This is a genomic window from Leptospira wolbachii serovar Codice str. CDC (genome assembly GCF_000332515.2).
GTDB lineage: Bacteria > Spirochaetota > Leptospiria > Leptospirales > Leptospiraceae > Leptospira_A > Leptospira_A wolbachii.
On record NZ_AOGZ02000014.1, the window covers coordinates 1,611,406 to 1,636,342 of the forward strand.

The window sequence follows — 24,937 nt, forward strand, 5'->3', positions numbered from 1 at the left end:
CTAAAAGGGGAAAACTTCCATGTCAGAAGAAAAAGAAAATAAGAACAAAAAAATCGCGAAGATGACGGTCGAAGAAATTGACTCGGCCATTAAAAAGTCTGTCGAAACAATGAACGGCGAATCCAGCCTTTATGTGAAACACCTTCGCGAAAGAAAGGCGGAACTTCTAGCCAAGAAATAAGGTTAGTCCCTCCTAAATTCCCCGCCGAACTGGCGGGTTTTCACACCCCTTGATCCAATTCATCCAAATCCACCAACATTTCGGCCCCAAAGTTCTCTTTGAGGGATTCAGCTGGCATATCAAACCAGGGTGTCGCGTTGCCATCGTGGGTCCCAACGGCTCCGGAAAAACCACCCTTTTCCAAATGGCGGCCGGAAAGATGAAACCCGAATCCGGGGAAGTCATCCGTTCCAAAAATACGGTCCTTTCTCTTTTCCAACAGATCCCAGAATTCAGTCCCGAGACTTCTGTCATCGATACAGTTCTCGATGAAAACAAACTCTATGCTGAATATGATGGCAAACGAAAACTCATCGAATCCAAATTCGAAACTATAGATCATGAAGATCCAGCTTTTGAAGAACTCCTTCATGAACAAAGTGACCTGGAAGAATTTGCCCACTTACACGACTTACACGGTCTAGAAGCGAGAGCCAAAAAAATTCTATCGGGTCTTGGTTTTTCCACGGCCGATTTTGTACGCAAAACCAAAGAGTTTTCACCGGGTTACCACCACCGCATTGGTCTTGCCATTGCCCTACTCAACCCACATAATTTATTACTTTTGGATGAGCCCACAAACCATTTGGATGATAAAACCAAATCTTGGTTAGCGGACTTTCTTGTCTCACAAAACCAAGCCTTTGTTCTTGTGACCCATGATCCTGAATTTCTGAATCAAACAGTCGATACCATTATTGAAATCAATCCTCATGGAACTTTTGAATTCCAAGGAAGTTTGGAAGAATTTTTTGAAGCAAAAAATGAAATCCAAGAACAACTAAAAGCACAATTCGCAAAAGAAGAAACCTATCTTAAGAGCCGAATGGAATGGGTGGAACGTTTCCGTGCCCAAGCAACCAAAGCAAGGCAAGTCCAGTCGGTCATCAAACGTTTGGAAAAAAGAGACAAGGTAGACAATCCAGAAGAATCTTTCTGGAACCAAAAACCAGATTATCAATTCCAATTTGTTCCTTCGAGTAATATCATCCTTCGATTAGAAAATGCTTCTTTTTCTTATCCTGATAAAAATACAGGAGTGAAAAAACAGATCTTTGAAAATGCAGAGATTGAAATCTCCGCAGGCGACAAAGTAGCGTTAGTTGGTCCCAATGGTGCTGGAAAGTCCACTCTTATGCGTTGTCTTTTAGAAAGACACAAACTGGATTCAGGTTCCCTCTATTATGGACCGAAAACCAAACTGGGATACTTTTCCCAAACCCACGGAGAAGATTTAGACGAAAGTCTCAACCTTGTGGAAACAGTCCTAAAAAAATACCCCGAACTCAGTGAAGAAAAAGCAAGGACACTTCTTGGGCATTTTGCTTTTCCGGGAGACGGGGTATTTAAATCCGTAAAACACCTATCAGGTGGAGAACAGAGCCGCCTTCGTTTGGCCCTTCTTGTCAACCACCCCACCAATTGCCTATTTTTAGATGAACCCACAAACCATTTGGACATTGTGATTCGGGAAGCCATCAAAAGATCCCTGATCGATTTTCCAGGAAGCCTACTCATCATCAGCCACGACCCGGATTTTATGAAGGGACTTTGTAACCGTACCTTCCAACTCTCTGGGGGAGTTTTACAAAACCTAAATTGTAGTTTTGACGACTACCTCAAGTTCCATAAGGAAGATGAAAAGGAATCTCCTGCCCAAAATCCTGCGGGTAAAGCTAAGTTTGAGGAAAAAAAAGCAAATCCTCAAGCAAGCAAAAACAAACGGAAAAAATTAGAGAAAGAAATTTCCGATTTGGAAGTCCAAATAGAAAGGCTGGAAAAAAATAAAAAGGACAAAGAGGAACTTTTACAGGATCCTGAGTTCTTTAAAAATAGAAGTTTTCAGTTGGAAATGGACACTTATAACGATATTAAAAGAGAAGTTGCTCTCCTTACGAAACGTTGGGAAGATGCAACTCTAGAACTAGAAGAAATGGGCGGAGTTACATAATGGTACCGGAAATTGATGTAGTAAGTTTTAAAAAACGATTGGATGCACGTGCAGAAGGCAAAGATGATTTTTTTGTATTGGATGTAAGAAATCCCAATGAACAACAAATTGCTTTAGTCCCTGGCACAGACAAACTCATTCCCGTTAGTGAACTTGCTGCCCGCATCGAAGAATTAAAAAACCAAATTGATAAAGAAATTTTGGTCTATTGCCGTTCGGGTGGAAGGTCCGGAATGGCTTGTGGAATTTTGGCCCAAGCAGGATTCAAATCCTACAAAAACGTAGCCGGAGGAACCCTTGCTTATTCCGATTTAGTTGACCCATCCATGCAAAAGTATTAATTATGAAACCTACAGCCAATTTAAGAATTTTAGAACAACATAGTCTCATCCCTCCTTCTGTTATCATCGAAGAACTTCCATTAACCGATGCAGCATCCGATGTGGTCGTACGGACAAGAAGTGAAATTTCTGATATCATCCATGGCAAAGACAACAAGCGGATGTTAGTTGTCGTTGGGCCATGTTCTGTTCACGATATTGGTGCCGTGATGGAATATGCATCCAAACTAAAACCAAAAATTGAAGAATTCAAAAATGAACTTTTGATTGTGATGCGAGTTTATTTTGAAAAACCAAGAACCACTGTGGGTTGGAAAGGACTCATCAACGATCCCGATTTAGATGGATCTTTTCATATCAACAAAGGCCTCCAACTGGCCCGCAAACTCTTGTTAGATTTAAATAACATGGGAATCCCTTGTGGAACCGAATTTTTAGATGTGATTTCTCCCCAATACATTGCGGATTTAGTGGCTTGGGGTGCCATTGGGGCAAGAACCACGGAAAGCCAAGTGCATCGTGAATTGGCATCGGGTTTATCAGCGCCTATTGGTTTTAAAAATGGAACCGATGGAAATGTACAAATTGCTGTGGATGCGATTCGTTCTGCAGGTTCTAGCCATCATTTTCTTTCTGTTACCAACCAAGGAAGCAGTGCCATCTTTCGTACTGCGGGTAATAAAGACACTCATGTGATTTTACGTGGTGGAAACAAAGGACCTAACTTTGATGAGGCGTCCGTAACGGAAGTTTGTGCTCAAATCGAAAAAGCGGGTCTTCCTGCAAAAGTGATGGTGGACTGTTCTCATGGCAATAGCCAAAAAGACTATAGAAAACAACCAAGTGTGATCGATGCGGTAGCAGAACAATTTGAGAAAGGAAGCAATCATATCTTAGGTGTGATGATTGAAAGCCATCTGAAAGAGGGAAATCAGTCTATCGATGCCAAACCTCTTGTTTATGGTCAGTCCATCACGGATGCTTGTGTCTCTTGGGAAACTACCATTCCTATGTTCGAACGATTGGCTGAAGCTGCTAAAAAGAGAAAATAGGCTTTAAGTATCAGGAAAAACGTGGGTCTCCGATGGATACTCACGTTTGGAAACTTCGCGGTGGTAAAGATTCACCGCATCCTTCACTGCCCCACTCAAATTTCCAAACTTCTTTAAAAACTTAGGATGAAAGTCTTCATTCAGACCTAGTAAATCCTGCATCACAAGGACTTGGCCTGAGGTGTACTTTCCGGCTCCAATTCCAATCGTTGGAATGCGGATGGATTCTGTAATTTCCTTGCCCAAAGATTCAGGAACCATTTCAAGTAACAAAGCAAAGGCGCCTGCTTCCGCAATTTCTCTGGATTTGCGAATCATTTTGGAACGAGCCGCTTCGGTTTTCCCTTGGACACGGTGTCCCCCGAGAGTATGAACCGACTGAGGAGTGAGTCCCAAATGGGCAAAAACCGGAATCCCAGATTCTGTCATCCTCTTAGTAAGTTCGATGATAAAATCAGAATCCCCTTCCAGTTTCACACAAGAAGCATTGGTTTCTTTGAGCACACGGCCTGCAGAACGAATCCCTTCTTCGATCGATGTTTGGTAAGATAAAAATGGCAAATCAGCAACAATGGTTTTGTCGGGAGCTCCCTTACAAACCGCCTTTGTATGGTAGATGATTTCATCGAGTGTAACAGGAAGTGTGGACTGGTTTCCTTGGATCACCATTCCTAGAGAATCTCCTACAAGTAAACAATCTACTTCCGTTCGGTTAAAGAGAGTGGCAAAGGTATAGTCGTAACAAGTAACAACAGAGATCGGTTCCCCCGCATCATACTTTTTTTTATACTGTAGAATAATGTTTTTCATGGTTTAGTTCCAAAAAGAGTGTATAAACTCCAATTTCTCCCATATCGGTTAACAATTGTTTTATGAAAGGCCTAGAATAAAGCGAATGATGAGGAAGGTGTAAAAAATCTGTTTTCATCACCACCGCTTCGTAGGTAAGAATATCGATATCGATTTCGCGAGGTCCTTTCCAAGACCTACGTTTACGACCGAGTTTGTCTTCAATTCCTTGTAATGAATCCAAAAGACAAGGAAGTGTAAAGGCAGAAGATACCATTACTTTTAAAATTTGGTTTAAAAAGTAAGGTTGGTTGGTATTTTCTAAGGGTGCGGTTTCCAATCTTTCGGATTGTTTTAAAATTTGAACTTCGGGTAGTGTTGAAATTTCCCAAATTGCCTGGTCCATAAAATGATGTCTGTCACCAATGTTGGAACCGAGAGACAAAAAGGCAATGTTGGAATATTTCATAATCTTACCTCTTTACAAACTTAGTGCGATAGTCCGGACACTTTAATTCAATTTCTTTAGTCATTTCCATAAGCCGTGAGTAGATGCGACCTTGGCCTCTGTCTCTCCACTCAACAAGAGAATGGTTGGAAGTGAGAAGAGTGAGTTTCTCTTGTTCATAACGACTATCAATGAGATCGTATAACTTACGATTGTTGAATTCGGATTCCTTCTGAACTCCAAAGTCATCAATGATAAGAACATCAACGTTGGCAAATTCCTTTTCAATGGAACGTTCTTGGCCATGAGTTTCGCTATCGGATTGATAAGTATCACGGATGGCAGACAAAAAGTCTTTGTTTACCTTAGCATACTTACAAGTGATCCCATAACGAAAGATGAGTTCATTTAATATGACGCAAGCGAGTAAGGTTTTCCCAGATCCAGTCCCACCCCAAAGATAAAATCCCTGTGGGGAAAAATCTGGATTTTTAAATTTATGAACCAGTTCATTGGCCCAGTCATGAGCGATGATAAAAGACATATCGGGGTCGTTTGCTGTATCGCCAATGTCGATTGTGGACAAAAATTGGAAGCGGTAACGGGCTGGAATGTTGGCCTTTTCGACCAAATTCTCTAGGTTACGAAGGGAAAACCGAGCGTTGTGGCAAACACAAGGAAGCATTTTGTCCAATTTTCGATCGAAAGTCATAAAGGGAGCTTGCCCTTTCGACTCACAAGTGTTACAGTCGCTACCTATACAATGGCAAAGCACTAGTGCCCCTGAACGAGAGCCCCGGACATGTTCTGCTAAGGTAATTCCGACCCCTCCACAGGTTTTACACTGCGGATTTCCGTCTCGGATGGAAGTAATTTCGGATAAATTCATCTCCAAGGAGCAATCTTCTCGAATTCTCTAAGCTGTCAAGGAATGAGATTTTTTAGGAGTTTAAGGACTTATGTCCCTTTAAATGGAATGGAATCGGAAGAAAAAGTTCACAATTAGGTTTTTTTCCGCATTAATTCGTTATTATTGACTCTTGCCATTCCGATACTTTCATTGAAGAAATAGATAAACCTATTCCTTCAAAATATTGAAAGAGACAAAAGGGTCACACGACTATGAAGATTATTAAGTATCTCCTTATTCTCCAACTGGTGTCCGGCTTCAGTGTGCTTTTCGCACAAACTCAGCCTGCGAACGCTCAAGACAGCCAAGCGGCTAAAGACCAAGTCGACGAACTTCTCAAAGGCGAACTCGTTCCTGAGAATGACGATGCGGAACTTACCGAAGACCAAAAAAAGAGAAAGAAAGAAATTATGGAACAGGAATCTCTTTGGAAGAATCCTGATTTTAAAGGGTATAACAAAACTTTCCAAGAGTTACACCAACTTTCTAAAACTTTCGCTAACAACCAATTCCGTTTGGCTCTTTCAAACTACCAATCCGGTATCAATACCGTTATGAAAAATAGAGATTGGGTTGAGCAGTACCGCAAAGAAGAAGCGGAAAAGAAACGCTTAGATGAAAAATGGTACTGGCAAAAAGTGGATCGTAAATCCAGAGAAGAACGTGTAGTTTACCGTGAAAAAATGAAAGCGAAACAAGACGCTCTCAACTACTTCTCTAAAGCGATCAACCACCTTGACGAAATTAAAAACCCTGACTTAAGAGAAAGACCTGAGTTTAAAAGACTTCTTTCTGATGTTTACCGTTCATGGGTAATGGCTGAGTATGACCTACAAAATCTTCCTCAAACCATCCCAATTCTTGAACTTTACATCGAAATTGATGATAACGAGAAAGAATATCCTGCTCACAAGTATCTTGCAAGTGCCTATAGCTTCGAAGAAAACATGATCAAAAAGTCCAAAGGACCAGATGATATGCTCTTCAAGTATCGTTACAAAAAGAACGTTCACTTACTACGTGCCACTGAGTTAAAATATGGAAAGGATTCTCCTGAATACAAACATATTGTTAACGTAATCAACCGAGATGAGGTTATTTCGGTAGCACAATAATCCCGAAAACATCTCTTTCAATGAGAAAGCCCGGCTTTAACCCCGGGCTTTTTTGTTTTTATTTAATTTCTTTGAGTACAGTCTTCGTTGGCATTCGAAAGAAACTAAAAAGTCCGAGTGCATACAAACTCACCGTCACAAAACAAATCCCCACAAACACTAGAGTGAGTTGTCCATAAGGATACACACTGCGGAGCTCCAAGACCGACCGGTTCAGTACCTCATTGGAAACAACGGAATAAATCAGTCCGAGTAAAAAGGAAATCACAGAAACAAGCAGGGCTTCTCTAAGAAAATGTTTACCCATAAAACGACTGTTGGCTCCAATCACTCGTAATAATGCAAACTCCCGTTTCCGTTCCGATTGGCTTGCATATAACGTTGTAAATACGAGAACAAAAGAGGCCGCCAAAATAAAGGCCGTCATCAGTGCCATCATCTGTGTCACTTTCTCTAAAATTCCCATAAAGGCTTGGATGGTTTTTTCCGTATCAATCACCGTGATATTCGGAAACTGATTCACGATGACCTTTTGTAATTGGTATCTGTCTTCGTTTGTATCAATGAGTAAGGAAACAATATAAAACCGAGGGGCTTTTTCCAAAATCCCTTTGGAAAATAGAACTACGAAGTTCGGTTTCATATCGGCCCAGTTCACAGAACGAAGGTTTGTGATTTTTCCAGAAACTTCACGGCCTTGGACATTGAAGGTGAGTTCATCCCCCACTCCCGCTTGCAAATAACCAGCAAAATCACGTTCCACCGAAATTTCATTTCGTCCCGATTCGTCCCACCAATTCCCTTTGGTTACCTCTTCGGTATCATATATCTCATCTCTGTACGATAAGAAGTATTCCCGAGTTCTGGCAGTGGCACGCCAATTGCGATCCATTGCGTTTTTGATGGTATCTTCTTTTTTAATGGGTTCCCCATTGACTTTAGAGAGGCGAGCGCCAATCACAGGTGCCAAATATTGTTTTTCCACAGGAAAGGCTTTAATAGCCGTTAGTAGGTCATCTTTTTGTGTTTCTCGGATGTCCAACAGAAACATATTGGGCCTTCGTTCGATTTCCCGTGCCCCACTCAGTTCGAGCAAACTTTCTTGTAAAATGAGGGACAATGTCAAAATAAACAAAGCAGACCCAAGCCCAATGATGGATAGTCTTAGGGCTCCTGATTTACGAGTGACTTTTTTTGTCACAAGGCTCCACTCTTTCGAAAGCCATCCCAGTTTAGAAATTTTTGTGATGAATAGTCCAAGAAGGATGTACAAACCGTACACAAGAACAGGTAAGGTTAGTAGTACCAATGTAAAAAGAATCCCTTTAAAGATACTTTCTGTTTCGAGGACGGCAAGACTGGTAAAGAGAATATAAATCAAAAGAAAAGAAACAAATTGCCATTTGGATGTGGATAAATTGCCGCTGGTTTGTGATTCTACTTCTTTCAGTGCTGCAAGGGGTTTCACCGATCTTGTTTCTAAAACAAGGGGAATGGAGATGAGCAGTGGTAATACAACTCCAAGCACCAAACTCCAAAGAATCGAAGAAAAAGAGAATCCAAATACAATCCCAGCTTCGACAGACATAAGCCCGCTGATATCCGGTAAAATGGATTGGATTCCAAATCCCAATACAAGCCCAAGAGTGGTTCCGAAAATGGAGAGGATTAAAATTTCTGCAAAGACCAAAAGTAAAATCACATTGGGTTTGGCCCCGAGACACATAAGGATGGCGATCTCGTTTCTTTTTTCGAGTAACCGAGTTCTTACTGCTGTATATACAGCGATGGCTCCCAGAAAAAAACCAGCAAGAGCAAGAAGAGCCATATAATCAAAAGTGTTTTTGATAAACTGTTGGGATCCCGAATTCACTTCTGTATTGTGATAGATGGTTAAGTCTTCTTTGATGAGGGCTTCAAATTCTTTGTCCTTCCAATCCAAACTATCAATGGAATCCGGAAACTTGGCATAGATGGTATATCGGATGCGACTTCCTCTCTGCACAAGCCCTGTTTTGTTGGCAGTATCTCTACGAATGATGGAACCTGGAGCCGATCCCACAAAAGAACCCACTGCACCTGGTTCTTTCACCACAACACCAGCTAACACGAGTAAACTATCACCCAAACGCACTCGGTCTCCGAGTTTTAATTTGAGATTCTCCACTAGAGATTTATCGAGTAAAACCTGGTTTGGTTTCAAATTTCGGTAAGCCGCTTCCGGTTCGGTTTTCATTTCTCCGTAAAAAGGATAATTTGTTTCCACAGCCTTGATAAAACTTAAGGAATTCTCTTCCCCCGATTCATTGGAAATCATAGACAAAAACTGAATGGAAGCACTAGTTTCTGATCCTGGGGGAAGGGTGGTTTCCACCAATTTTTCCGCTGTTTTGGAGATTTCTTGGGGGGATTGGAGAGCGATATCGGCCCCCATAATTGATTTTGCCTCTTTTTTGATGGCATTTGCGGTATTGTCTTTGTAAGAATGGATCCCAATCACTGAACCCACACCAAGAGTAATAGAAACTACAATAAGCAGGGAATACCGAAACCGAGAGAATAGCTCCCTTTTTAGATAAAAACGAAACAAAGATGCTTTCATCGACTCGCCTTCTTTGAGGTTCCAATCGTTTTTTTCTGTTTGGTGGTCTTTTTTGCGACCGACTTTTGGGAAGAAGCCGACTGAGTTTTCTTTTTGTTCCGAGAATCCGAAATAATTTCCCCATCTTTCATTTCTAACACACGATCGGCTAGTTTTGCCACATCAGGGTCATGGGTTACCACAACTAAAGTAGTACCTTGTTCTTTGTTTCTGTACAAAAGTAGGTCTAATATTGTTTTGCTATTTTTAAAATCTAAGTTGGCAGTGGGTTCATCTGCAAAAATGATCTTCGGATCGTTAACAAAACTTCTTGCAATGGCAATTCTCTGCTCTTCTCCACCTGACAATTGTTTGGGGAAGTGAGTCGCACGATGGGACATAGATACAGATTCCAATATCTTTTCTGATTTTTTTAAAATCTCTGCTTCTGTTAATGATGATTTTAAGTATAATGGAATGCCTACGTTTTCAATTGCATTGAGGCCAGGAAGTAATTGGAAGTTTTGAAAGATAAAACCAATCCGATCTGCACGTAAATCGGCTAAATTCGATTCATTTTCCTGAGTCACATCGATTCCATCTAAGGAAACAATACCTGTATCCGGTTTATCTAGACCGGCCGCTACACCAAGAAGTGTTGACTTACCTGAGCCTGATGGGCCTATAATCGCTACAAATTCACCTGTTTCAATGCGAAATGAAATATTTTTCAACACATCAATCGTTTCCGATTCATTATGAAATGACTTAAACACATTTTTAAATTCCAACACTAGGTTTTTCCCCCAAAGATTTTATCGCCTAACAAAAGAGACATGACTAATAACGGGCATTTATTAGAAAAAATATCACCTAACAATGATTTTTCAATTTTTTCCATAACAGTTATAATTTTTTTAATTTTCATTTCCGTTCCAACTATATTGCACAGATTAGAAAAAAATCTGACAAAATTTTACTTATCTTTTTGAGCGTACATCCTAATTTTTTTTGACCCCAAAGGGTGGGTTTCATATAAAGTAACTTCATCGTAGTGTTTCCCCTTCCCCTGTTTTTGGGATTTTTGGGGAGTTATGAACAGCACTGTCGATAAGCGGACTCATACAGGTAAATATAGAATGCTCGAATGCAATACAAAGATAAATACTGCAGACTTTATGAATGTGAAAATCAATAATCTTAAACCTTGTGCGGAATGTGGATCCGTCACGAACCTTTATCAATACAATCTCTGCAAAGTTTGTTTGTCCAAGAGTTTCAAAAAGCTTGTAAAAATCATCGACTCCGTGAGAAAGTAGAATTACTACACTTTCTCTACGTTAGTCGATGAATTATCCATTCCAAGATATTGAACAAAAATGGCAAAAACACTGGGACGACCACCAGACCTTTCGCACAAACGCTCACTCAACCAAACCTAAATACTATTGTTTAGACATGTTTCCCTACCCAAGTGGCGCAGGACTGCACGTAGGCCACCCAGAGGGATATACAGCGACAGACATCATTTCACGACTCAAACGAATGGAAGGATTTGAAGTCCTTCACCCCATGGGATGGGACGCTTTTGGCCTTCCTGCGGAAAGGTATGCGATGACAACGGGAGTTCACCCACGCACCACCACAAAGAACAATATTGATACCTTTCGTCGCCAAATCAAAAGCCTTGGCCTATCTTATGATTGGAATCGAGAAATCTCGACCACTCACCCGGACTACTACCGTTGGACCCAGTGGATTTTCCTTCAAATCTACAATTCGTACTTTGATCGTAAAAAGAACAAAGCCTTACCCATTACTGAACTCATCCAATCCTTAGAATCGGAGGGCTCCACCTTCTTTGAAGGGAAGGAACTACCGAAAGGAATCCAATTTTCTCCCACCGAATGGAAGGCCAAATCCCGAAAGGAAAAAGAAGACATCCTCTCTTTTTTCCGATTGGTATATGAAGCAAACATTCCTGTCAACTGGTGTGAGGCACTTGGAACTGTTCTTGCCAATGAAGAAGTGGAAGAATGGACTTCCAAAGGGTATTCTGTAGAAAGAAAACCCATGCGCCAATACATGATGCGCATCACTTCTTACGCCGAACGTCTGCTAAACGACCTTTCCCTTTGTGAATGGCCTACTTCTACTCTAGAGATGCAAAGAAATTGGATTGGAAAATCTGAAGGATTGGAACTCAGTTTCCCTGTTCCTTCTTTATCCAAAGACATCACTGTTTATACAACAAGACCCGATACCATTTTTGGGGCCACTTACCTAGTCCTTGCCCCAGAACACGCACTCGTAGCAGAGCTTACCACTCCCGAACAAAAATCGGCTGTGGAAAAATACCAAAAAGACTGTTCTTTAAAAAGTGATTTGGAACGAACCGAGCTGAATAAAGACAAAACAGGTGTGTTTACAGGATCTTACGCCAGTTTGCCAACAGACTCCTCAATAAAGGTTCCCATCTATATTTCTGATTATGTTTTAATTTCTTATGGAACCGGTGCCATCATGGCCGTTCCTGCTCACGACCAAAGAGACTACGATTTTGCTATGAAGTTCCAACTTCCGATCAAACAAGTAATCGATGGAAAGATGGAACCAAATCTTGCTTTTGATTCCAAAGATTCTGTTTGTATCAACTCTTCTTCCGCAGAAGTACAGTTAGATGGTAAAACTTACAAAGATGCCTTCCAAACCATGTCCATTTGGGCAGAAAAGAAAGGCCTTGGACGTAAAAAAGTCCAATTCAAACTGAGAGATTGGCTTTTTGCCAGACAAAGGTATTGGGGAGAACCCATCCCTCTTGTTCACTTTGCCGATGGATCTTCCAAAGCACTTTCTGATTCCGAACTTCCCTTGGTTCTTCCAGACTTAGAAGAATTCAAACCTTCTGGCACGGGAGAATCCCCACTAGCACTTGCTAAAGATTGGCTCGTGTATACAGATCCAGAAACCGGAGAAGTGGGAAAAAGAGAAACCAATACCATGCCGCAGTGGGCCGGTTCTTGTTATTATTATCTTCGTTACATTGACCCAAGAAACAACGACAAACTCATCGATCCAGAACTGGAAAAAGCATGGATGCCTGTGGAAGTTTATGTGGGCGGGGCAGAACATGCCGTATTACACTTGCTATACTCCAGATTTTGGCATAAAATCCTTTTTGATTTAGGCCATGTTTCTTCCCCAGAGCCCTTCCAAAAGTTAGTCCACCAAGGTTTAATTTTGGGAGAAGACAAAGGGAAAATGTCAAAATCTCGTGGAAACGTTGTCAATCCAGATGATGTAGTCTCTGAATTTGGTGCAGACACACTTAGGCTTTTTGAAATGTTTATGGGTCCGTTTGAGATGTCCAAACCTTGGAGTAAAAACGGAGTGGATGGAGTGTTTCGATTTTTAAATCGAGTTTGGAGACTTTTTCACTCAGGCGAAAATGAATCTTTTTTTGTAGAAGATATCGAACCAAACGAAGCCGAACTGAAAACACTACATCGTACAATTAAAAAAGTAAAAGACGATATCGATAGTTTTTCTTTTAATACAGCCGTATCTCAGATGATGATCTTCATCAATGAGTTCACAACAAATCCTAGAAAACCGAGAAAAGTTTTGGAACCGTTCGTTCTCGCACTCTCTCCCTATGCTCCCCATTTGGCAGAAGAACTTTGGTTTAAACTCGGATATAAAGAATCACTCGCCTACCATCCTTATCCAAAATGGGATGAGAAGTACTTACTCGATGCCAACATCACCATTGTGATTCAAGTGAATGGAAAAATGAGAGGAGAGTTTCTTGCTCCTCGTGACATTGAAGAGAAAGAAGTTTTGTCCCTTGCCAAAGCAGTGGAAAAAGCAAAACCATTTTGGGAAGGCAAAGAAATCAAAAAAGAAATCTATGTGAAGGGAAAACTCGTCAATATCGTAGTTGCCGGATAAATTTCTTTCCGATCAAAATTAATATCCAAATTAGTTTTAAAAATCGAAAATCCTGTTCTTAAAACTAAAACCCCTCACTTTCCACTACTGGATTGGTTGAGGGGTTTTTTTTTATTCTAAAAACTTTGCCTACAAGATCACCATGACAAAGATCAGCACTCCAAAGAGTACGATGGTGATAAAAACACCCATTAGAATAAATAAGTTTGCTCCAGAAGACTTGGATTCCTGAGCCGAAGCGTTACCTGCTTTTTTCTTGGCACTTTGTGCCGCAGAACCTTTGTTTGCTGTGCCTGACATACCTGCTGGTTTTGGAATGGCTACCTTCACAGGATGTTCTTCAATCGAATGAAGCAAATACTGGTTTGGTCCTTCTGCAAAAATATGATATTCTGTTTTGTTTCCAGCAATTCCAAGAAACCTGCCTACCACTGGTTCTTTGGAAATTTTCCCTTCTTCATCGATGAGTCCAAGAATTTGTGCATTCGTTTGACCCTCGGGAGTTTCTGTGGGAACACGAAAAAGAATTTCCATTCCTTCGATTAAATTATCAAACTCCACACCGTTGATGGGAGAAATGACCGTTTTCATATTCAATTCTTTAGGAAAGGAAGCCCGGTATTGGGCAATTTGACGGTCCAGTGAGGAAAGTTCACCTTTCGCTGGTTCGGTGGAAATTCCCGGGACTGAAGCGTCTTGGGCCGAAGCCGTTTCATCTTCTGGTTTAGGGATGGGAAGGATCACACCTTTCATTGGATTTTCATAACGAAACTTTGCTGTAGAAATTTTATCTACTTCCGCTTGCAGTTTTATATTTCTACCTTTTGTTGCCGCAAGGATGGGCATTTCTAAAATTTCAGCAATATGAGAAGGATCTTTTTTTTGCCAAAGGGGAAGGAGTTCCTCTAACTTCTCTTTGGTGAAGGCTCTGTGTACAGCACGCCCAATGTTTTCTGAAATCGCAGGATCATAACCGCCGGTTTTGCCAATATCACCTAAGTCCGTTGAGATCTGAACATGGTCTGCAAAAGTTCGAATCCGTCGAAATGTTGGTGATGTCCCCACCACGGCATACAATTCCATAAGATGTTTACGAATGGAAGATACGAGAATGAGAACCATTCCGTTCAAACTGTCCAAATCTATTTTGATTTTCACAAGGTAACCGTCTGTAATTTTACCTTGTAAAACTTCTTTGGCTTGTTCGTCCGTAAACACGGCTTCTCTTGTCAGACCGATTAGGTCTGCTTGTCGTTTGAGTTGTTCTGCTTTTGAGCTTAATTCGGACATTATTCTACAAACAATTGTTCGTGTGTTTCACTGGATTTGGGAATTCCACTTAAATGAACTTCCACACGCGCGACTGTTTCCTTTTTCCTTTCTGATGAATATATAGAGAGTAAACGACGGTCAAAACCTGATTGAGACAACAATATTTCTACCATTGTGATTCCCATTCCTGCTCCCTCCGTACTATCACCGTGTTCCATAAAGAACTCGAATAGATTATCATACTTTTTCGCATTAATAAACTTTTCTTTTACTCGTTCTGCCTCAATTGGCAATAATGGGAAATTATTTCTAATTTCCAGGTTAATTTTGTCCTTTTTGTAGATGCAAGTGATCTTTACAAAGAGGCCGGACTCGCGCATTTGTTTTTTATATGCCGGAAACTTTCTTTCATTGAGGCTGGACTTAAAAAATTTCATCCCCTCTTCATAATCTTGTAAGTTCTGGATGTTGAGTTTGAGTTCTCCAAAGATGATTCGTTTGATGGCTGCTTTTGTGGAATTGACAATGAGTTCCTTCGCAGCCGTATAAAAGAGCTCCATCAAATCTTCACGACCAACGGAACCTAAAATCCGGAACAAAATGTACTTTAGTTTGGCCTCACCAATATCCCCCATCACATAAGTGATCATAGAGACCTTCTTCCCTAATGCCACGGCACGATCCACAGATGTGCAGAACTCAGAGCTTAGTTGGATCTCTTGGTACATACCGGTAAACTGAAAAAATTTGCCAACATGTAGGGGATTTGTCTAGCGATTTATAACTTCTTCAGTTGTTTACCTAGGATTTCCATCACCCCGCTGATGTTTGGTTTGCATGATTGGATTCGGTTCTTTAATTTCTCATCAATATTAGGGATTTTCCCTTCATGGAAGGCTAGTTTGAATTCTGTGAACTTAAGTCCATTTGCTGTGGAGATCACAACCACCGACTCACCCTTTTTGACTACTCCCGATTCCACCGATTTCAATAGAGCCGCAAGAGCCACACCAGTATGAGGATCATTATAAAGTCCGTAAAGATCTCCACGAGCCGCTGCATTGGCCAACTCTTCTTCCGTTGCGACTTCCACGATTCCGTTGAATTTTTTTAAGATGCGGATCGCTTTTTTCACGGAGACAGGATCACCAATTTGGATTGCAGAAGCTAAAGTTTTTTCTGCGGTCACAGGAGCGAAGTCCGCAAAACCATTCTTAAACGATTCGTAGAGTGGACTTGCATTTTTTGCCTGCGCTAATATAATTCTCGGGTACTTATCGATAAGTCCAAGTTCATACATCATCTCAAATCCCATACCAAGTGCAGAAACATTTCCTAAGTTTCCACCGGGAATGACTATCCAATCGGGAACTTTCCAACCTAACTGTTGTGTAATTTCCACAGAGATTGTTTTTTGTCCTTCGATACGAAGTGAATTCATAGAGTTGGCAAGATAAATGGATTTTTCTTTGGTGAGTTCTTTCACCACTGCCATACAACCATCAAAGTCTGTTTCGAGTGCCAAAACTAGAGCCCCATTGGCAACGGGTTGGATGAGTTGGGCCGTAGATACCTTGTTTGCTGGTAAAAGTATAATGGATGGAATTCCAGCTTTTGCTGCATAAGAAGCGAGCGCTGCCGAGGTATCTCCCGTGGAGGCACAAGCCACTGCTTGGATAGGCACTCCGTCCGAAATCATTTGTTTGACTTGGCTCACAAGGACCGTCATTCCTAAATCTTTAAAAGAGCCAGTGTGAGAAACTCCGCACTGTTTGACGTACAGGTTTGCCAAACCCAAATCTTTAGCAAAACGAGAAGCGTCATACAAATGGCTGGTTCCTTCGCCCGAAGTGATGATATTTTCATCGCTGATTCCGGGTAACACCCATTCCTTTTTTCCCCAAACACCAGAGGCATTGGGAAATTGGCTAGATCGGAACCGAGATTCAAATTCCGATTTCCATTCGGGTGCAGAAACTTGTTTCAGACTGTCTATATCATGTTCAACATTTAAAAGTTCCCCGCAAGCTTCGCAGGAATAAATCACTTGGTGGAGAGGGTAGGTTTTGCGACAAGAGTCATTGGTACAACGAAACTGTGCTCGGAATTGATATTTTGTAAGTGACATAGACTTCTCTAGGCTTCAGATTTACGGAAAGTTCCTTTTCCATTCTGGAGAAAGGGGAAAAATGCACGAATGATTTTTATCGTTTTTTGATGGATATGGAAACAGAAACTAAAGTCTCCCGGTGGTGGGCAAAATTCAAACGATACACCCGTCGCAGTCTTTTCATTTTTATCTTTCTCTGTTTCCTCCTATTTATACGCATTTTTCTATTCCAAATCTATTCCATTCAGGGAAATTCCATGTATCCGACCTTGGAACACGGGTCTGTTGTCTTTGTTTGGAAGGGTGGATTTGCCATTTCTGCCAAATTCTTTGGAACGGAACTTCTATACACGGACCCCAAAATCAACAAATTGGACTTGGTGCTTTTTGTGAGTAAGGAGGATGAACTTGTCGTCAAACGAGTGATAGGTTTACCAGGAGAATTTTATTCTATTGAGGCGGGACGTGTCCTCATTGATTCCACCGAGCTGTTAGAAAATTATCTTCCTCAAGGAACTTACACAAGTGAGCCAAGTACGTCTATATTTCTCAATCGTCACAACTCACCTTTTCTAGCTATGGATAAACAAGGTAGAATTCCCCCGGGTTATTATCTTCTTCTAGGTGACAACAGGCAGTATTCAACGGATTCCCGATCCTTTGGACTCGTACCTGTAGAAAAAATCAAAGGCAAAGTGATCTTCTATTTTTAACAATGACCGAATACAAACAACGTTTTAAGTATATCATTCTATTTATACTCTTCCTTTTCGTCATCCTACTCTTTCGCGTTATCTATCTCACTTATTTTAATGATAATATCATTAATCTAAAGTCGAGTAAGTATGTACAACGAGGAACTATCTACGATAGGAGAGGGATTGAACTTGCGATCTCTCGCGAGTCGGCAACGGTTGGAATTGATCCAACAAATATCTATGATCCGGAACTCACAGCACAGGAGCTCGGTCCCATACTTGGAATCTCACCAACAAAACTGATTGAAACCATTCGCGACAAACAGAATTATTTTTTATTAAAAAGAGAAATTGAGCTTACCAAAGCAGAAAAAATCAAAGCTCTCTCGTTACCCGGTGTTCGTGTGGAAAAAGAATACAAACGAATTTATCCGCAAGGAAGTTTAGCCGCCAGTCTACTTGGTTTTACAGGTTACGATGATGACAAAGCCCTCTCAGGACTTGAGATGTTGTTCAATTTGGAATTGTTATCTACACCCGATGCAGAATCAACCAAAGGAAATAATGTTCATCTAACTATTGATAGTATCATTCAATACCGATTAGAGAAGTCACTGCAGAAAGCCTTTATCCAAACTGCTTCCAAACGGGGAATCGGTATGATTATGGATACAGAAACAGGGAAAATTTTAGCGATGGCATCTTTCCCCAATTTTGATCCCAACCATTTCCAAGATTTTCCTTTAGAATCTCATTCCAATTGGTCTATCCGCCATGTTTATGAACCGGGATCGACAATGAAAATCTTCATTGCCCTAATGTTACTGAATGAAGGCAAAATCCTTCCCGGCGAAAGGTTTCATTGTCCAGGATACATTGAAATAGGAAAAACAACCATTCGTTGTACTGACAATCATGGTCATGTGAATTTGGATGAAATTTTACAATACTCCTGTAACGTTGGAATCATTAAAGCAGCCCAAAAAATTGATGAAGCAACATACTACAGTTATATGGATAAATTTAAATTTGGAAAAAGAACCAACTTTTCCATCCATGAGGCGAAAGGATATTTACCTCCTTTAAACAAATGGAATAAAAGTACACCTTACTTTTTATCCATTGGACAAGGTCTATCTGTCACACCAATCCAACTCATCACAGCAGCAGCGGCAGTTGTAAATGGAGGGATTTTATTTGAACCCTCCGTGGTTTCGCAAGTGACCAATTCCTATGGGGAACTGGTTCATGAATTTTCCATAAAACATGAGTTACTGGGTATTAAAGAAGGAGCGGCAAAAAAAACATTAAATGCTATGAGTAAGGCCGTCTCACAAGGAACGGGAAAAAAAGCTTATTTAGAAAATTACTTTATCGCAGGAAAAACGGGAACTTCGCAAAAAGCAAAAGCTGGGGCAGGATACCAAGCAGGTTTATTCACAGCCAGTTTTCTCGGATTTTTTCCAGCAGAAAAGCCAAAGTATGTGGGTCTTATTGTTTTTGATGAACCTGGTGGGGATGCCCATACGGGTGGCGGGATTGCAGCACCTGTCTTTCGTGAGGTGGTAGAAAGTATCATTCCTATTGTCGAAAAAAGTGAGAAGGCTCTTGTTTACCGATTGAAAGGCGAAAGAAATAAAATTTATAAATTCGATCCTAAGGTAATGCCTGACCTTACTGGATTCACTGCTTCTGAAACTATCCAAATTTTAAAACAACTCAAAGCAGAATACAAATTAGAAGGTTCCGGGTTTGTCAAATCGCAAGATCCAAAAGCAGGGTCTTCCCTTTCCCCCAATACAGCGATCAAAATCGTTTTGGAACCTTAAGTGAAAGATTCTCTCTTAGAAAAAAATCTAGCGGCCCTTCCTTCTCGATTGGCAGAAGTGATTCAGAATACTGTAAATTCAATCGGAACAACGGATTCAAATTCGCAGAACATCGAAACTAAGATTTCTTACGAACTCATAAAATCCAAAACAGGAGATCCTACTTTAGAGTTGGATGGAGTTTGGATCCATAGTCGATTTGATCCCAAAAAAGAAGCGGAACGGTTTGCGACCGAACTTCCCCATGATGGAAGTGAACGCATTTATCTATTGTTTGGTGCAGGTTTGGGTTATATTCTCCCCTTTTTGATAGAAAAAGAAAAGGTAACCATTATCTGGATGGAACCCTTTCCTTTTTTCGTCCAGGAAGCATTCAAAATCTTTGATTTTTCAAAACCATTGTTAGATGGAAAACTAATCCTTATTTCGGGGGAGGGAATGGAAGACCAACTCTCGGAAGCGGTGAAAGGAAAAGGAACCTACCCCATTAGTTTTGTTCCCCACCGTGGGTCTTGGCAATGGAAAGAAACCGAATACCAAAGATTGAAATACACCGCCGAACAAATGTTTCACAAGAAAGATGTGAATCTTGCAACATTAACACGATTCGAAAAAATTTGGGCAAAAAACATTTGTTATAACCTTCCCGAATTATCTCAGTTTCATCCAGTCTCAGACCTTTTTGGAATCGCAAATGGGATCTCCATTGTTGTTGCGGGCGCTGGACCAAGCCTTTCCGAATCTGTACCCGATCTTATAAAGTATCGAAACCAATTTTTACTACTCGCAGTAGACACGGCTCTTCCCATTCTCTCCTCCTTTGGTGTAGAACCTGATTTGATTTTTTCTGTCGACCCGCAAGCACTCAATAGCCAATATCTGGAAGATTATTCGGGGGACGCCATTTTGATTTTTGACCCAACATCCACCTACTTAAGCCTTCGGTTGGAAAAAGGGCCAAACAAAGGTTTTGTGACCTCCTCTCCTTTCCCATTGATTCGTTTACTGGAAAGGACTGGTCTATCAGAGATAGGCTCGGTTCCTTTTGGTGGGTCTGTTTCCACCAATGCGGCAAGCCTTGCCACTCTTATGGGGGCTAAGTCTGTATTTTTAGTCGGACAGGATTTGAGTTTTACCAAGGGTCTTGCCCATTCCAAAGGGGCAGTCCTCGAAGAACGATTGAACTATTTAGAATCTAGAAAGTTTCGTAGAGAAAAACACAATTATAAACAACTCTTTGCTTTACCGCAAAAAAAAGTCATAGGCAATTTGGATGAAACCTATATCACCAATGAGAAGATGTTGATCTTTAAAAAATGGTTCGAAGATCATGCCAAAGAAAATCCCTGGACCAACTTAACTAAGTTTGGTGCCAAACTCGAAGGGATTCCCCATTCGGATTTTGCAAAAGAATTTGCGAGCGATGTAAGTGAAGTAAAAAACCAAACCAATTCGGTAAATTCGATTCGTAATCAAATTCGTTCCTTGTTGAAAAAAGAAAAATCTTTTTTCGATCAAAAACAATTGGTTTCCGAAATTAAATCCACTACCGAAGCGTTATCGGAATTTGTTGCTACGGTCAAACGTGGCCTTGCGGTTTCACAAAGGATATATAATCAAATTCAAAGAAACCAAATCAATCCCAAAACTTTTTCGGAAGATATCAAACAAATGGATGCAATTGATGAACAGGTATCAGGGAAAAAAGGTTTAAATGAAATTTTGAGTTTAGGAATCCAGAGAATCATCTTAACCATCACCGAAGGATATGATGACCACTTGAGTTTGGAAGAAAAAGAAAACACCCAACTGGGTGTGGCAAAGAAGTCTTTACTTTTATATGAAGGGCTTTACACATCCGTCAGGTCCACCAAACGGATGCTCACTAAATCTTTATACAGATTGTTGTAACCTATTCGGTTACAGATAAAACAGTAAAATCAACACGTCTATTTTTGATCCGACCTGCTTCTGTAGAATTGGATTCAATTTCCGCAGTCTCACCAAATCCTCGATAGTCGATTTGAGATGCATTTACACCATATTTCACTAATTCATCATAGATAAACTTAGCACGTTCATCTGATAGAATTTTGTTTTCATCCATCTCACCAATAAAACAAGTATGTCCTTTGACTCGAACATGAATCCCCGGATATGATTTCAGCGCTTCCGCTAAGGTGACAATTTTGTCAGCAGCGGTCTCTTCTGTTTGCATACTTTGTTTGATAAAACGAATTTGAAGGTCGTTGATGTATCGAATGGCTCTCCCTTGAGATTCAAATTTATCAGAAGCTCTTCCTTCTGATAGGGCCACTCTCTCCAAAGAGCGAGTCCCCGCTTCCGAAGAAACATTCGCATTTTGATTAATATTTTCAGTTGATTTCGAACTTCGATTACAACTACGGATTCCAAAAACAATCAAAACAATAAAGAATAAAAGAATAAGCGCAAGTAAGATGATCCGCCCGATTCGATTTTGTTTTGGAGTGATTTGAAATTTATTCAAAGCAACTAATTCATTATATTCAGGTGTTGGTGCCACTTCGTCCTGTGAACTATCACCACCTTCATAGTTTTCATGATAAGGAGTGAAACCTTCAAAGGAAGATTTGGCAGAACGAGAGGAATTACGTTTTACAGTGGATTCCTTTTTTGTAGTTCCCTTAGTTGTTGTTTTTTTCTTTGCGGCAGGGACAGAAATTTTTGCTGCCCATTTACGAATCTCTGAACGAAGGTATTCATCGGCCTCTGGGCTAAATTTGAAATTATCTCGGATGTATTTTACAGTGCGTTTTTCCACATCTGTATAGTCCCCACCATCTTTAATGGCATCAAAAAGGGTCTTTGCAATATTTTTGCCGATAGGAGCTTTGCTACGTTTGGTGGCTTTCTCTGCAATTTCTAACAATTCATTGTCATATTGTTTACCACTTATGGTACGGTAATAACTATCTGCCACGTGAAAGCTCCTTTGTAATCATATCGACAGGTAAGGCCAATCTATCCATTCTTTTCTTGGACTTAGGTGTTGAATCCGTCCAGAAATTGGTTATTTTTGATCTTATACTGCAAAGAACCACGACTAATACCAAGCAGTTTGGCTGCTTCTTCCTGAGTCGATACTCTTTGGAAAGCCTCTTTGATCCAAATGGCTTCCAATCTTTCGATGGCGATGTTGAGCGATAGATTTTCCGAAGGAGAAAGAATCTCTGCTCCCACCGCAAAACTTTGGACTTTTGAGGTCGATTCGGTTTCCCGTTTCCCATCTTGCAAAAAGGAATGCGGTTCCAAAACAGTTTCCGGTGGAACAAGGACAGCATACTGAATGACACTTTGTAGTTGCCTAACATTTCCACTCCAAGGCATCCCGGTTAATGCCTTGAGCGCTTCTGTTGAAAACGTTTTGTTCCTTCCATACTGTTTGTTGTATTGGTATAAAAAATGATGTGCAAGGAGAGGAACGTCCCCTCTTCGTTCGCGCAATGGTGGCATACGAAGCGGAACTTCCGCTAGGCGATAATATAAATCCATAGAAAAAGTTTCTTTCTGGATATCTTCTAATAAATCTCGTTTGCTTCCTGTAAAAATTCTAATGTTGAGAACCTCATCCTTCTTTTTCGCAGAGGGGTTGGGCATTGTTTTATCTCGTAAAGTTTGGAAAAGTCTTGTTTGTAGATTCGTTGGTAAATCTCCAATGGATTCAATATATAAAGACCCACCATTGGCTTGTTCTAATTTTCCGGGATTGAATATCTTTCCGCTGGGCACACCAAAAAGTTCCGCTTCCAATAGTTCATAACTAAGGCCAGAACAATCTACAGTGAGGAATGGACCATTCTTCCTTTGGGATATATAATGTAAAGCTTTGGCTATTAATTTTTTCCCTGATCCTTCTTCCCCTATAATCATCACAGATGTATCCGAGGGACCCACTTGCCTGATTCGATGTTTTAAAAATAGAATACTGGGATCATAACCAAGAATTTCCTCTACTGGATCTTCTTCTCTTTTGGATTTTTCAAAGGCTTCTTTGGCAATCCGTTCTTCCAGGATAACGATTGTTAATTGAGAAGCAAATAGAGTGGCTTGGTTGATAATCTCTGATGAGAAAAAGTTTACTTTATCCGACTCTAGGTTAAGGACTCCAATGGTAGAATCTCTAGTAACTAATGGAATCGCAAGTTCAGAACGAACGGTTTCAATGAGTTTCACATAGTCTTTATCTAAAGTGACATCGGGAACATAGATAATTTCTCTAGTGGAGGCTGCCCGACCCGTAACACCCAGATTAAACGGAAGTTTGGCGGCGATTTTCTTTTCCCAATCCATACCTTTTGCCGCAACAATGGTGAGGACTTTTTCTTCCTGGTCCATAATGGATATACTACCGGTAGAGGCTCCAAACAATGTCAGAGTCATTTCCAAAATGAAATTCAAGCGATCCGTAATATTCGGAAGTTGTTGAATTTCTTTTTGGATTTTCCTTAAAGTACCGGAAATATCCTGTTTTACAGACATTTGTTTATACTTTTGCGTTTGCCTTTTGGTTTGTCAGGTATTTTAAGTAGGCAATGATAAAATCTTCCAGGTCTCCGTCCATTACTGCATGAACGTTTCCCGTTTCAAAATCAGTTCTATGGTCTTTTACCAAATTGTAAGGATGAAACACATAACTTCGAATTTGTGATCCCCAAGAAATATCTCTCTTTTCACCGGCTTTTTTTGCGTTCTCTTCTTCTGCCTTTTGTTTTTCCATCTCATACAAACGAGCACGTAACATTTTCATTGCGGTATCACGGTTTTTGATTTGAGATCTTTCCATTTGACAAGAAACCACAACACCAGTAGGGATATGTGTGATTCGCACAGCAGAGTCTGTTGTGTTTACATGTTGTCCCCCAGCCCCAGAGGAGCGATACACATCTACACGAAGGTCTTTTTCTTCGATATTCACTTGGATGTCATCATCCACTTCTGGTGTCACATACACTGACGCAAAGGATGTATGCCTTCTTTTATTGGAATCAAAAGGTGAAATTCGCACGAGTCTATGGACCCCAGACTCACATTTTAAATATCCGAAAGGATGATCCCCTTGGATGTAAAGCGTGGCATTTTTGATTCCCGCAGTTTCTCCCGGTTGGTAGTCAACAAGTTCTGCACGATATCCTTTTTGTTCACAAAACCTTGTGTACATTCGTAGTAACATATCAGCCCAGTCTTGAGATTCTGTTCCGCCGGCACCAGGATGGATATTGATAAACGCAGCTTTCCCATCATCTTTACCAGCCAGTGCATCTAACATTTGCAAGTTTTCAAAGGCTTCAAACATTCGATCAAAATCATCGTTTAAAGATTTTAAGCCTGTCTCGCCCATTTCTTCCGAAGTGAGTTCAATCAAATCAGGAAAATCGAATAGTTCTTTCTTTAATTCCAACCAAGGATCTAACTTTAGTTGTAACTCGTTACGTTTTTGTGTTACGTTTTTTGCTTGGTCAGGGGAATCCCATAACTTTGGATCGTTTGCTTTTTCAATGAGTGATGATAAACGGTCATAGTCTTCTTGGAAATTCTGAGCCGCCCAATAAGTTTGAAATGATTCTATCATTTCTGATGTTTGTTTTTTTAAGTCTTTTAGTGATCTATCCATAATGCGTAAATCCGAAT

Annotated in this window: 21 protein-coding genes; 9 read left to right on the forward strand and 12 right to left on the reverse strand. The window is 40.6% G+C overall.

Going from position 1 to position 24,937, the window contains the following annotated elements; genetic code table 11:
• The first annotated feature begins 19 nt into the window (after positions 1–19).
• The 4 genes from LEP1GSC195_RS19855 to LEP1GSC195_RS12970 are packed head-to-tail and all read left to right on the forward strand — an operon-like array spanning position 20 to position 3,564.
• Positions 20–181 (forward strand): hypothetical protein, encoded by a 162-nt coding sequence (locus LEP1GSC195_RS19855; protein WP_015682509.1) that lies wholly within the window; start codon positions 20–22, stop codon positions 179–181.
• 49 nt (positions 182–230) lie between these two features.
• Positions 231–2,171 carry an ABC-F family ATP-binding cassette domain-containing protein gene (locus LEP1GSC195_RS12960; RefSeq protein ID WP_015681771.1) on the forward strand — a complete coding sequence of 647 codons (1,941 nt, stop codon included), beginning with the start codon at positions 231–233 and terminating at the stop codon, positions 2,169–2,171.
• The gene (locus tag LEP1GSC195_RS12965; protein ID WP_002977207.1) at positions 2,171–2,512 is read left to right on the forward strand and encodes a rhodanese-like domain-containing protein; all 342 of its coding nucleotides are present in this window, start codon (positions 2,171–2,173) and stop codon (positions 2,510–2,512) included. The genes LEP1GSC195_RS12960 and LEP1GSC195_RS12965 overlap by 1 nt, the downstream gene beginning before the upstream one ends.
• Before the next feature lie 2 nt (positions 2,513–2,514).
• Positions 2,515–3,564, forward strand: a complete 1,050-nt coding sequence (locus tag LEP1GSC195_RS12970; RefSeq protein ID WP_015682169.1) for a 3-deoxy-7-phosphoheptulonate synthase — start codon at positions 2,515–2,517, stop codon at positions 3,562–3,564.
• A gap of 3 nt (positions 3,565–3,567) precedes the next feature.
• Here LEP1GSC195_RS12970 and panB read toward each other — a convergent pair whose 3' ends face one another.
• Genes panB through LEP1GSC195_RS12985 form a run of 3 tightly spaced genes read right to left on the reverse strand, consistent with a single transcriptional unit; the run spans position 3,568 to position 5,690 of the window.
• Complete coding sequence (gene panB / locus LEP1GSC195_RS12975; RefSeq protein ID WP_015682677.1) at positions 3,568–4,374, reverse strand: 3-methyl-2-oxobutanoate hydroxymethyltransferase; 807 nt, start codon at positions 4,372–4,374, stop codon at positions 3,568–3,570.
• Positions 4,349–4,822, reverse strand: coding sequence for a 2-amino-4-hydroxy-6-hydroxymethyldihydropteridine diphosphokinase (gene folK / locus LEP1GSC195_RS12980; RefSeq protein ID WP_015682489.1), 474 nt, complete (start codon positions 4,820–4,822; stop codon positions 4,349–4,351). Before folK ends, panB begins: the two co-directional genes overlap by 26 nt.
• Positions 4,823–4,826: 4 nt before the next feature.
• On the reverse strand, positions 4,827–5,690 hold the full coding sequence (locus LEP1GSC195_RS12985) for an ATP-binding protein (protein WP_039925882.1): 864 nt from the start codon (positions 5,688–5,690) through the stop codon (positions 4,827–4,829).
• A 233-nt stretch (positions 5,691–5,923) separates the two neighbouring features.
• Here LEP1GSC195_RS12985 and fcpA point away from each other — a divergent pair, with 233 nt between their 5' ends.
• Complete coding sequence (gene fcpA, locus LEP1GSC195_RS12990) at positions 5,924–6,826, forward strand: flagellar coiling protein FcpA (protein ID WP_039925880.1); 903 nt, start codon at positions 5,924–5,926, stop codon at positions 6,824–6,826.
• Positions 6,827–6,884: 58 nt separating this feature from the next.
• Here fcpA and LEP1GSC195_RS12995 read toward each other — a convergent pair whose 3' ends face one another.
• Genes LEP1GSC195_RS12995 through LEP1GSC195_RS20190 form a run of 3 tightly spaced genes read right to left on the reverse strand, consistent with a single transcriptional unit; the run spans position 6,885 to position 10,335 of the window.
• Entirely contained in the window at positions 6,885–9,428 is a 2,544-nt protein-coding gene (locus LEP1GSC195_RS12995) for an ABC transporter permease (RefSeq protein ID WP_015682033.1), read from the reverse strand.
• The gene (locus LEP1GSC195_RS13000; protein ID WP_015681482.1) at positions 9,425–10,201 is read right to left on the reverse strand and encodes an ABC transporter ATP-binding protein; all 777 of its coding nucleotides are present in this window, start codon (positions 10,199–10,201) and stop codon (positions 9,425–9,427) included. The genes LEP1GSC195_RS12995 and LEP1GSC195_RS13000 overlap by 4 nt, the downstream gene beginning before the upstream one ends.
• Positions 10,201–10,335 (reverse strand): hypothetical protein, encoded by a 135-nt coding sequence (locus LEP1GSC195_RS20190; protein ID WP_015680862.1) that lies wholly within the window; start codon positions 10,333–10,335, stop codon positions 10,201–10,203. The genes LEP1GSC195_RS13000 and LEP1GSC195_RS20190 overlap by 1 nt, the downstream gene beginning before the upstream one ends.
• Positions 10,336–10,754: 419 nt before the next feature.
• Here LEP1GSC195_RS20190 and leuS point away from each other — a divergent pair, with 419 nt between their 5' ends.
• Positions 10,755–13,358 (forward strand): leucine--tRNA ligase, encoded by a 2,604-nt coding sequence (gene leuS / locus LEP1GSC195_RS13005; RefSeq protein WP_015681130.1) that lies wholly within the window; start codon positions 10,755–10,757, stop codon positions 13,356–13,358.
• A gap of 129 nt (positions 13,359–13,487) precedes the next feature.
• Here leuS and LEP1GSC195_RS13010 read toward each other — a convergent pair whose 3' ends face one another.
• The 3 genes from LEP1GSC195_RS13010 to thrC are packed head-to-tail and all read right to left on the reverse strand — an operon-like array spanning position 13,488 to position 16,758.
• Positions 13,488–14,648, reverse strand: a complete 1,161-nt coding sequence (locus tag LEP1GSC195_RS13010) for an LIC10486 family protein (RefSeq protein ID WP_015681876.1) — start codon at positions 14,646–14,648, stop codon at positions 13,488–13,490.
• Entirely contained in the window at positions 14,648–15,358 is a 711-nt protein-coding gene (locus LEP1GSC195_RS13015) for a hypothetical protein (protein WP_040506712.1), read from the reverse strand. Before LEP1GSC195_RS13015 ends, LEP1GSC195_RS13010 begins: the two co-directional genes overlap by 1 nt.
• 50 nt (positions 15,359–15,408) lie before the next feature.
• Positions 15,409–16,758, reverse strand: coding sequence for a threonine synthase (thrC, locus tag LEP1GSC195_RS13020; protein ID WP_015682626.1), 1,350 nt, complete (start codon positions 16,756–16,758; stop codon positions 15,409–15,411).
• Between the two features lie 215 nt (positions 16,759–16,973).
• On the opposite strand from thrC, the gene lepB reads away from it, so the two are divergent.
• Genes lepB through LEP1GSC195_RS13035 form a run of 3 tightly spaced genes read left to right on the forward strand, consistent with a single transcriptional unit; the run spans position 16,974 to position 21,178 of the window.
• A complete protein-coding gene (gene lepB / locus LEP1GSC195_RS13025; protein WP_232227841.1) occupies positions 16,974–17,453 on the forward strand; it encodes a signal peptidase I in 480 nt (159 codons plus the stop codon).
• A gap of 2 nt (positions 17,454–17,455) precedes the next feature.
• Entirely contained in the window at positions 17,456–19,267 is a 1,812-nt protein-coding gene (locus LEP1GSC195_RS13030; protein ID WP_015681592.1) for a penicillin-binding protein, read from the forward strand.
• Positions 19,268–21,178, forward strand: a complete 1,911-nt coding sequence (locus tag LEP1GSC195_RS13035) for a motility associated factor glycosyltransferase family protein (RefSeq protein WP_015682123.1) — start codon at positions 19,268–19,270, stop codon at positions 21,176–21,178.
• Position 21,179: 1 nt separating this feature from the next.
• Here the strand turns inward: LEP1GSC195_RS13035 and LEP1GSC195_RS13040 are convergent, their stop codons facing one another.
• From LEP1GSC195_RS13040 to prfB, 3 genes are all read right to left on the reverse strand, one after another.
• A complete protein-coding gene (locus LEP1GSC195_RS13040; RefSeq protein WP_015682253.1) occupies positions 21,180–22,229 on the reverse strand; it encodes an OmpA family protein in 1,050 nt (349 codons plus the stop codon).
• A gap of 62 nt (positions 22,230–22,291) precedes the next feature.
• Positions 22,292–23,788, reverse strand: coding sequence for a sigma 54-interacting transcriptional regulator (locus tag LEP1GSC195_RS13045; RefSeq protein ID WP_015680677.1), 1,497 nt, complete (start codon positions 23,786–23,788; stop codon positions 22,292–22,294).
• Between the two features lie 4 nt (positions 23,789–23,792).
• Positions 23,793–24,920: a peptide chain release factor 2 gene (gene prfB / locus LEP1GSC195_RS13050; protein ID WP_015681315.1), complete on the reverse strand. Its 1,128-nt coding sequence runs from the start codon at positions 24,918–24,920 to the stop codon at positions 23,793–23,795.
• Positions 24,921–24,937 lie beyond the last annotated feature (17 nt).

Bases quoted from the DNA above. Each gene is read 5' to 3' on its own strand.
- LEP1GSC195_RS19855 (WP_015682509.1), top strand. From the start codon at position 20: ATGTCAGAAGAAAAAGAAAATAAGAACAAAAAAATCGCGAAGATGACG.
- LEP1GSC195_RS12965 (WP_002977207.1), top strand. From the start codon at position 2,171: ATGGTACCGGAAATTGATGTAGTAAGTTTTAAAAAACGATTGGATGCA.
- LEP1GSC195_RS12970 (WP_015682169.1), top strand. From the start codon at position 2,515: ATGAAACCTACAGCCAATTTAAGAATTTTAGAACAACATAGTCTCATC.
- panB (WP_015682677.1), bottom strand. From the start codon at position 4,374: ATGAAAAACATTATTCTACAGTATAAAAAAAAGTATGATGCGGGGGAA.
- folK (WP_015682489.1), bottom strand. From the start codon at position 4,822: ATGAAATATTCCAACATTGCCTTTTTGTCTCTCGGTTCCAACATTGGT.
- LEP1GSC195_RS12985 (WP_039925882.1), bottom strand. From the start codon at position 5,690: ATGAATTTATCCGAAATTACTTCCATCCGAGACGGAAATCCGCAGTGT.
- fcpA (WP_039925880.1), top strand. From the start codon at position 5,924: ATGAAGATTATTAAGTATCTCCTTATTCTCCAACTGGTGTCCGGCTTC.
- LEP1GSC195_RS12995 (WP_015682033.1), bottom strand. From the start codon at position 9,428: ATGAAAGCATCTTTGTTTCGTTTTTATCTAAAAAGGGAGCTATTCTCT.
- LEP1GSC195_RS20190 (WP_015680862.1), bottom strand. From the start codon at position 10,335: ATGAAAATTAAAAAAATTATAACTGTTATGGAAAAAATTGAAAAATCA.
- leuS (WP_015681130.1), top strand. From the start codon at position 10,755: ATGAATTATCCATTCCAAGATATTGAACAAAAATGGCAAAAACACTGG.
- LEP1GSC195_RS13010 (WP_015681876.1), bottom strand. From the start codon at position 14,648: ATGTCCGAATTAAGCTCAAAAGCAGAACAACTCAAACGACAAGCAGAC.
- LEP1GSC195_RS13015 (WP_040506712.1), bottom strand. From the start codon at position 15,358: ATGTACCAAGAGATCCAACTAAGCTCTGAGTTCTGCACATCTGTGGAT.
- thrC (WP_015682626.1), bottom strand. From the start codon at position 16,758: ATGTCACTTACAAAATATCAATTCCGAGCACAGTTTCGTTGTACCAAT.
- LEP1GSC195_RS13030 (WP_015681592.1), top strand. From the start codon at position 17,456: ATGACCGAATACAAACAACGTTTTAAGTATATCATTCTATTTATACTC.
- LEP1GSC195_RS13045 (WP_015680677.1), bottom strand. From the start codon at position 23,788: ATGTCTGTAAAACAGGATATTTCCGGTACTTTAAGGAAAATCCAAAAA.
- prfB (WP_015681315.1), bottom strand. From the start codon at position 24,920: ATGGATAGATCACTAAAAGACTTAAAAAAACAAACATCAGAAATGATA.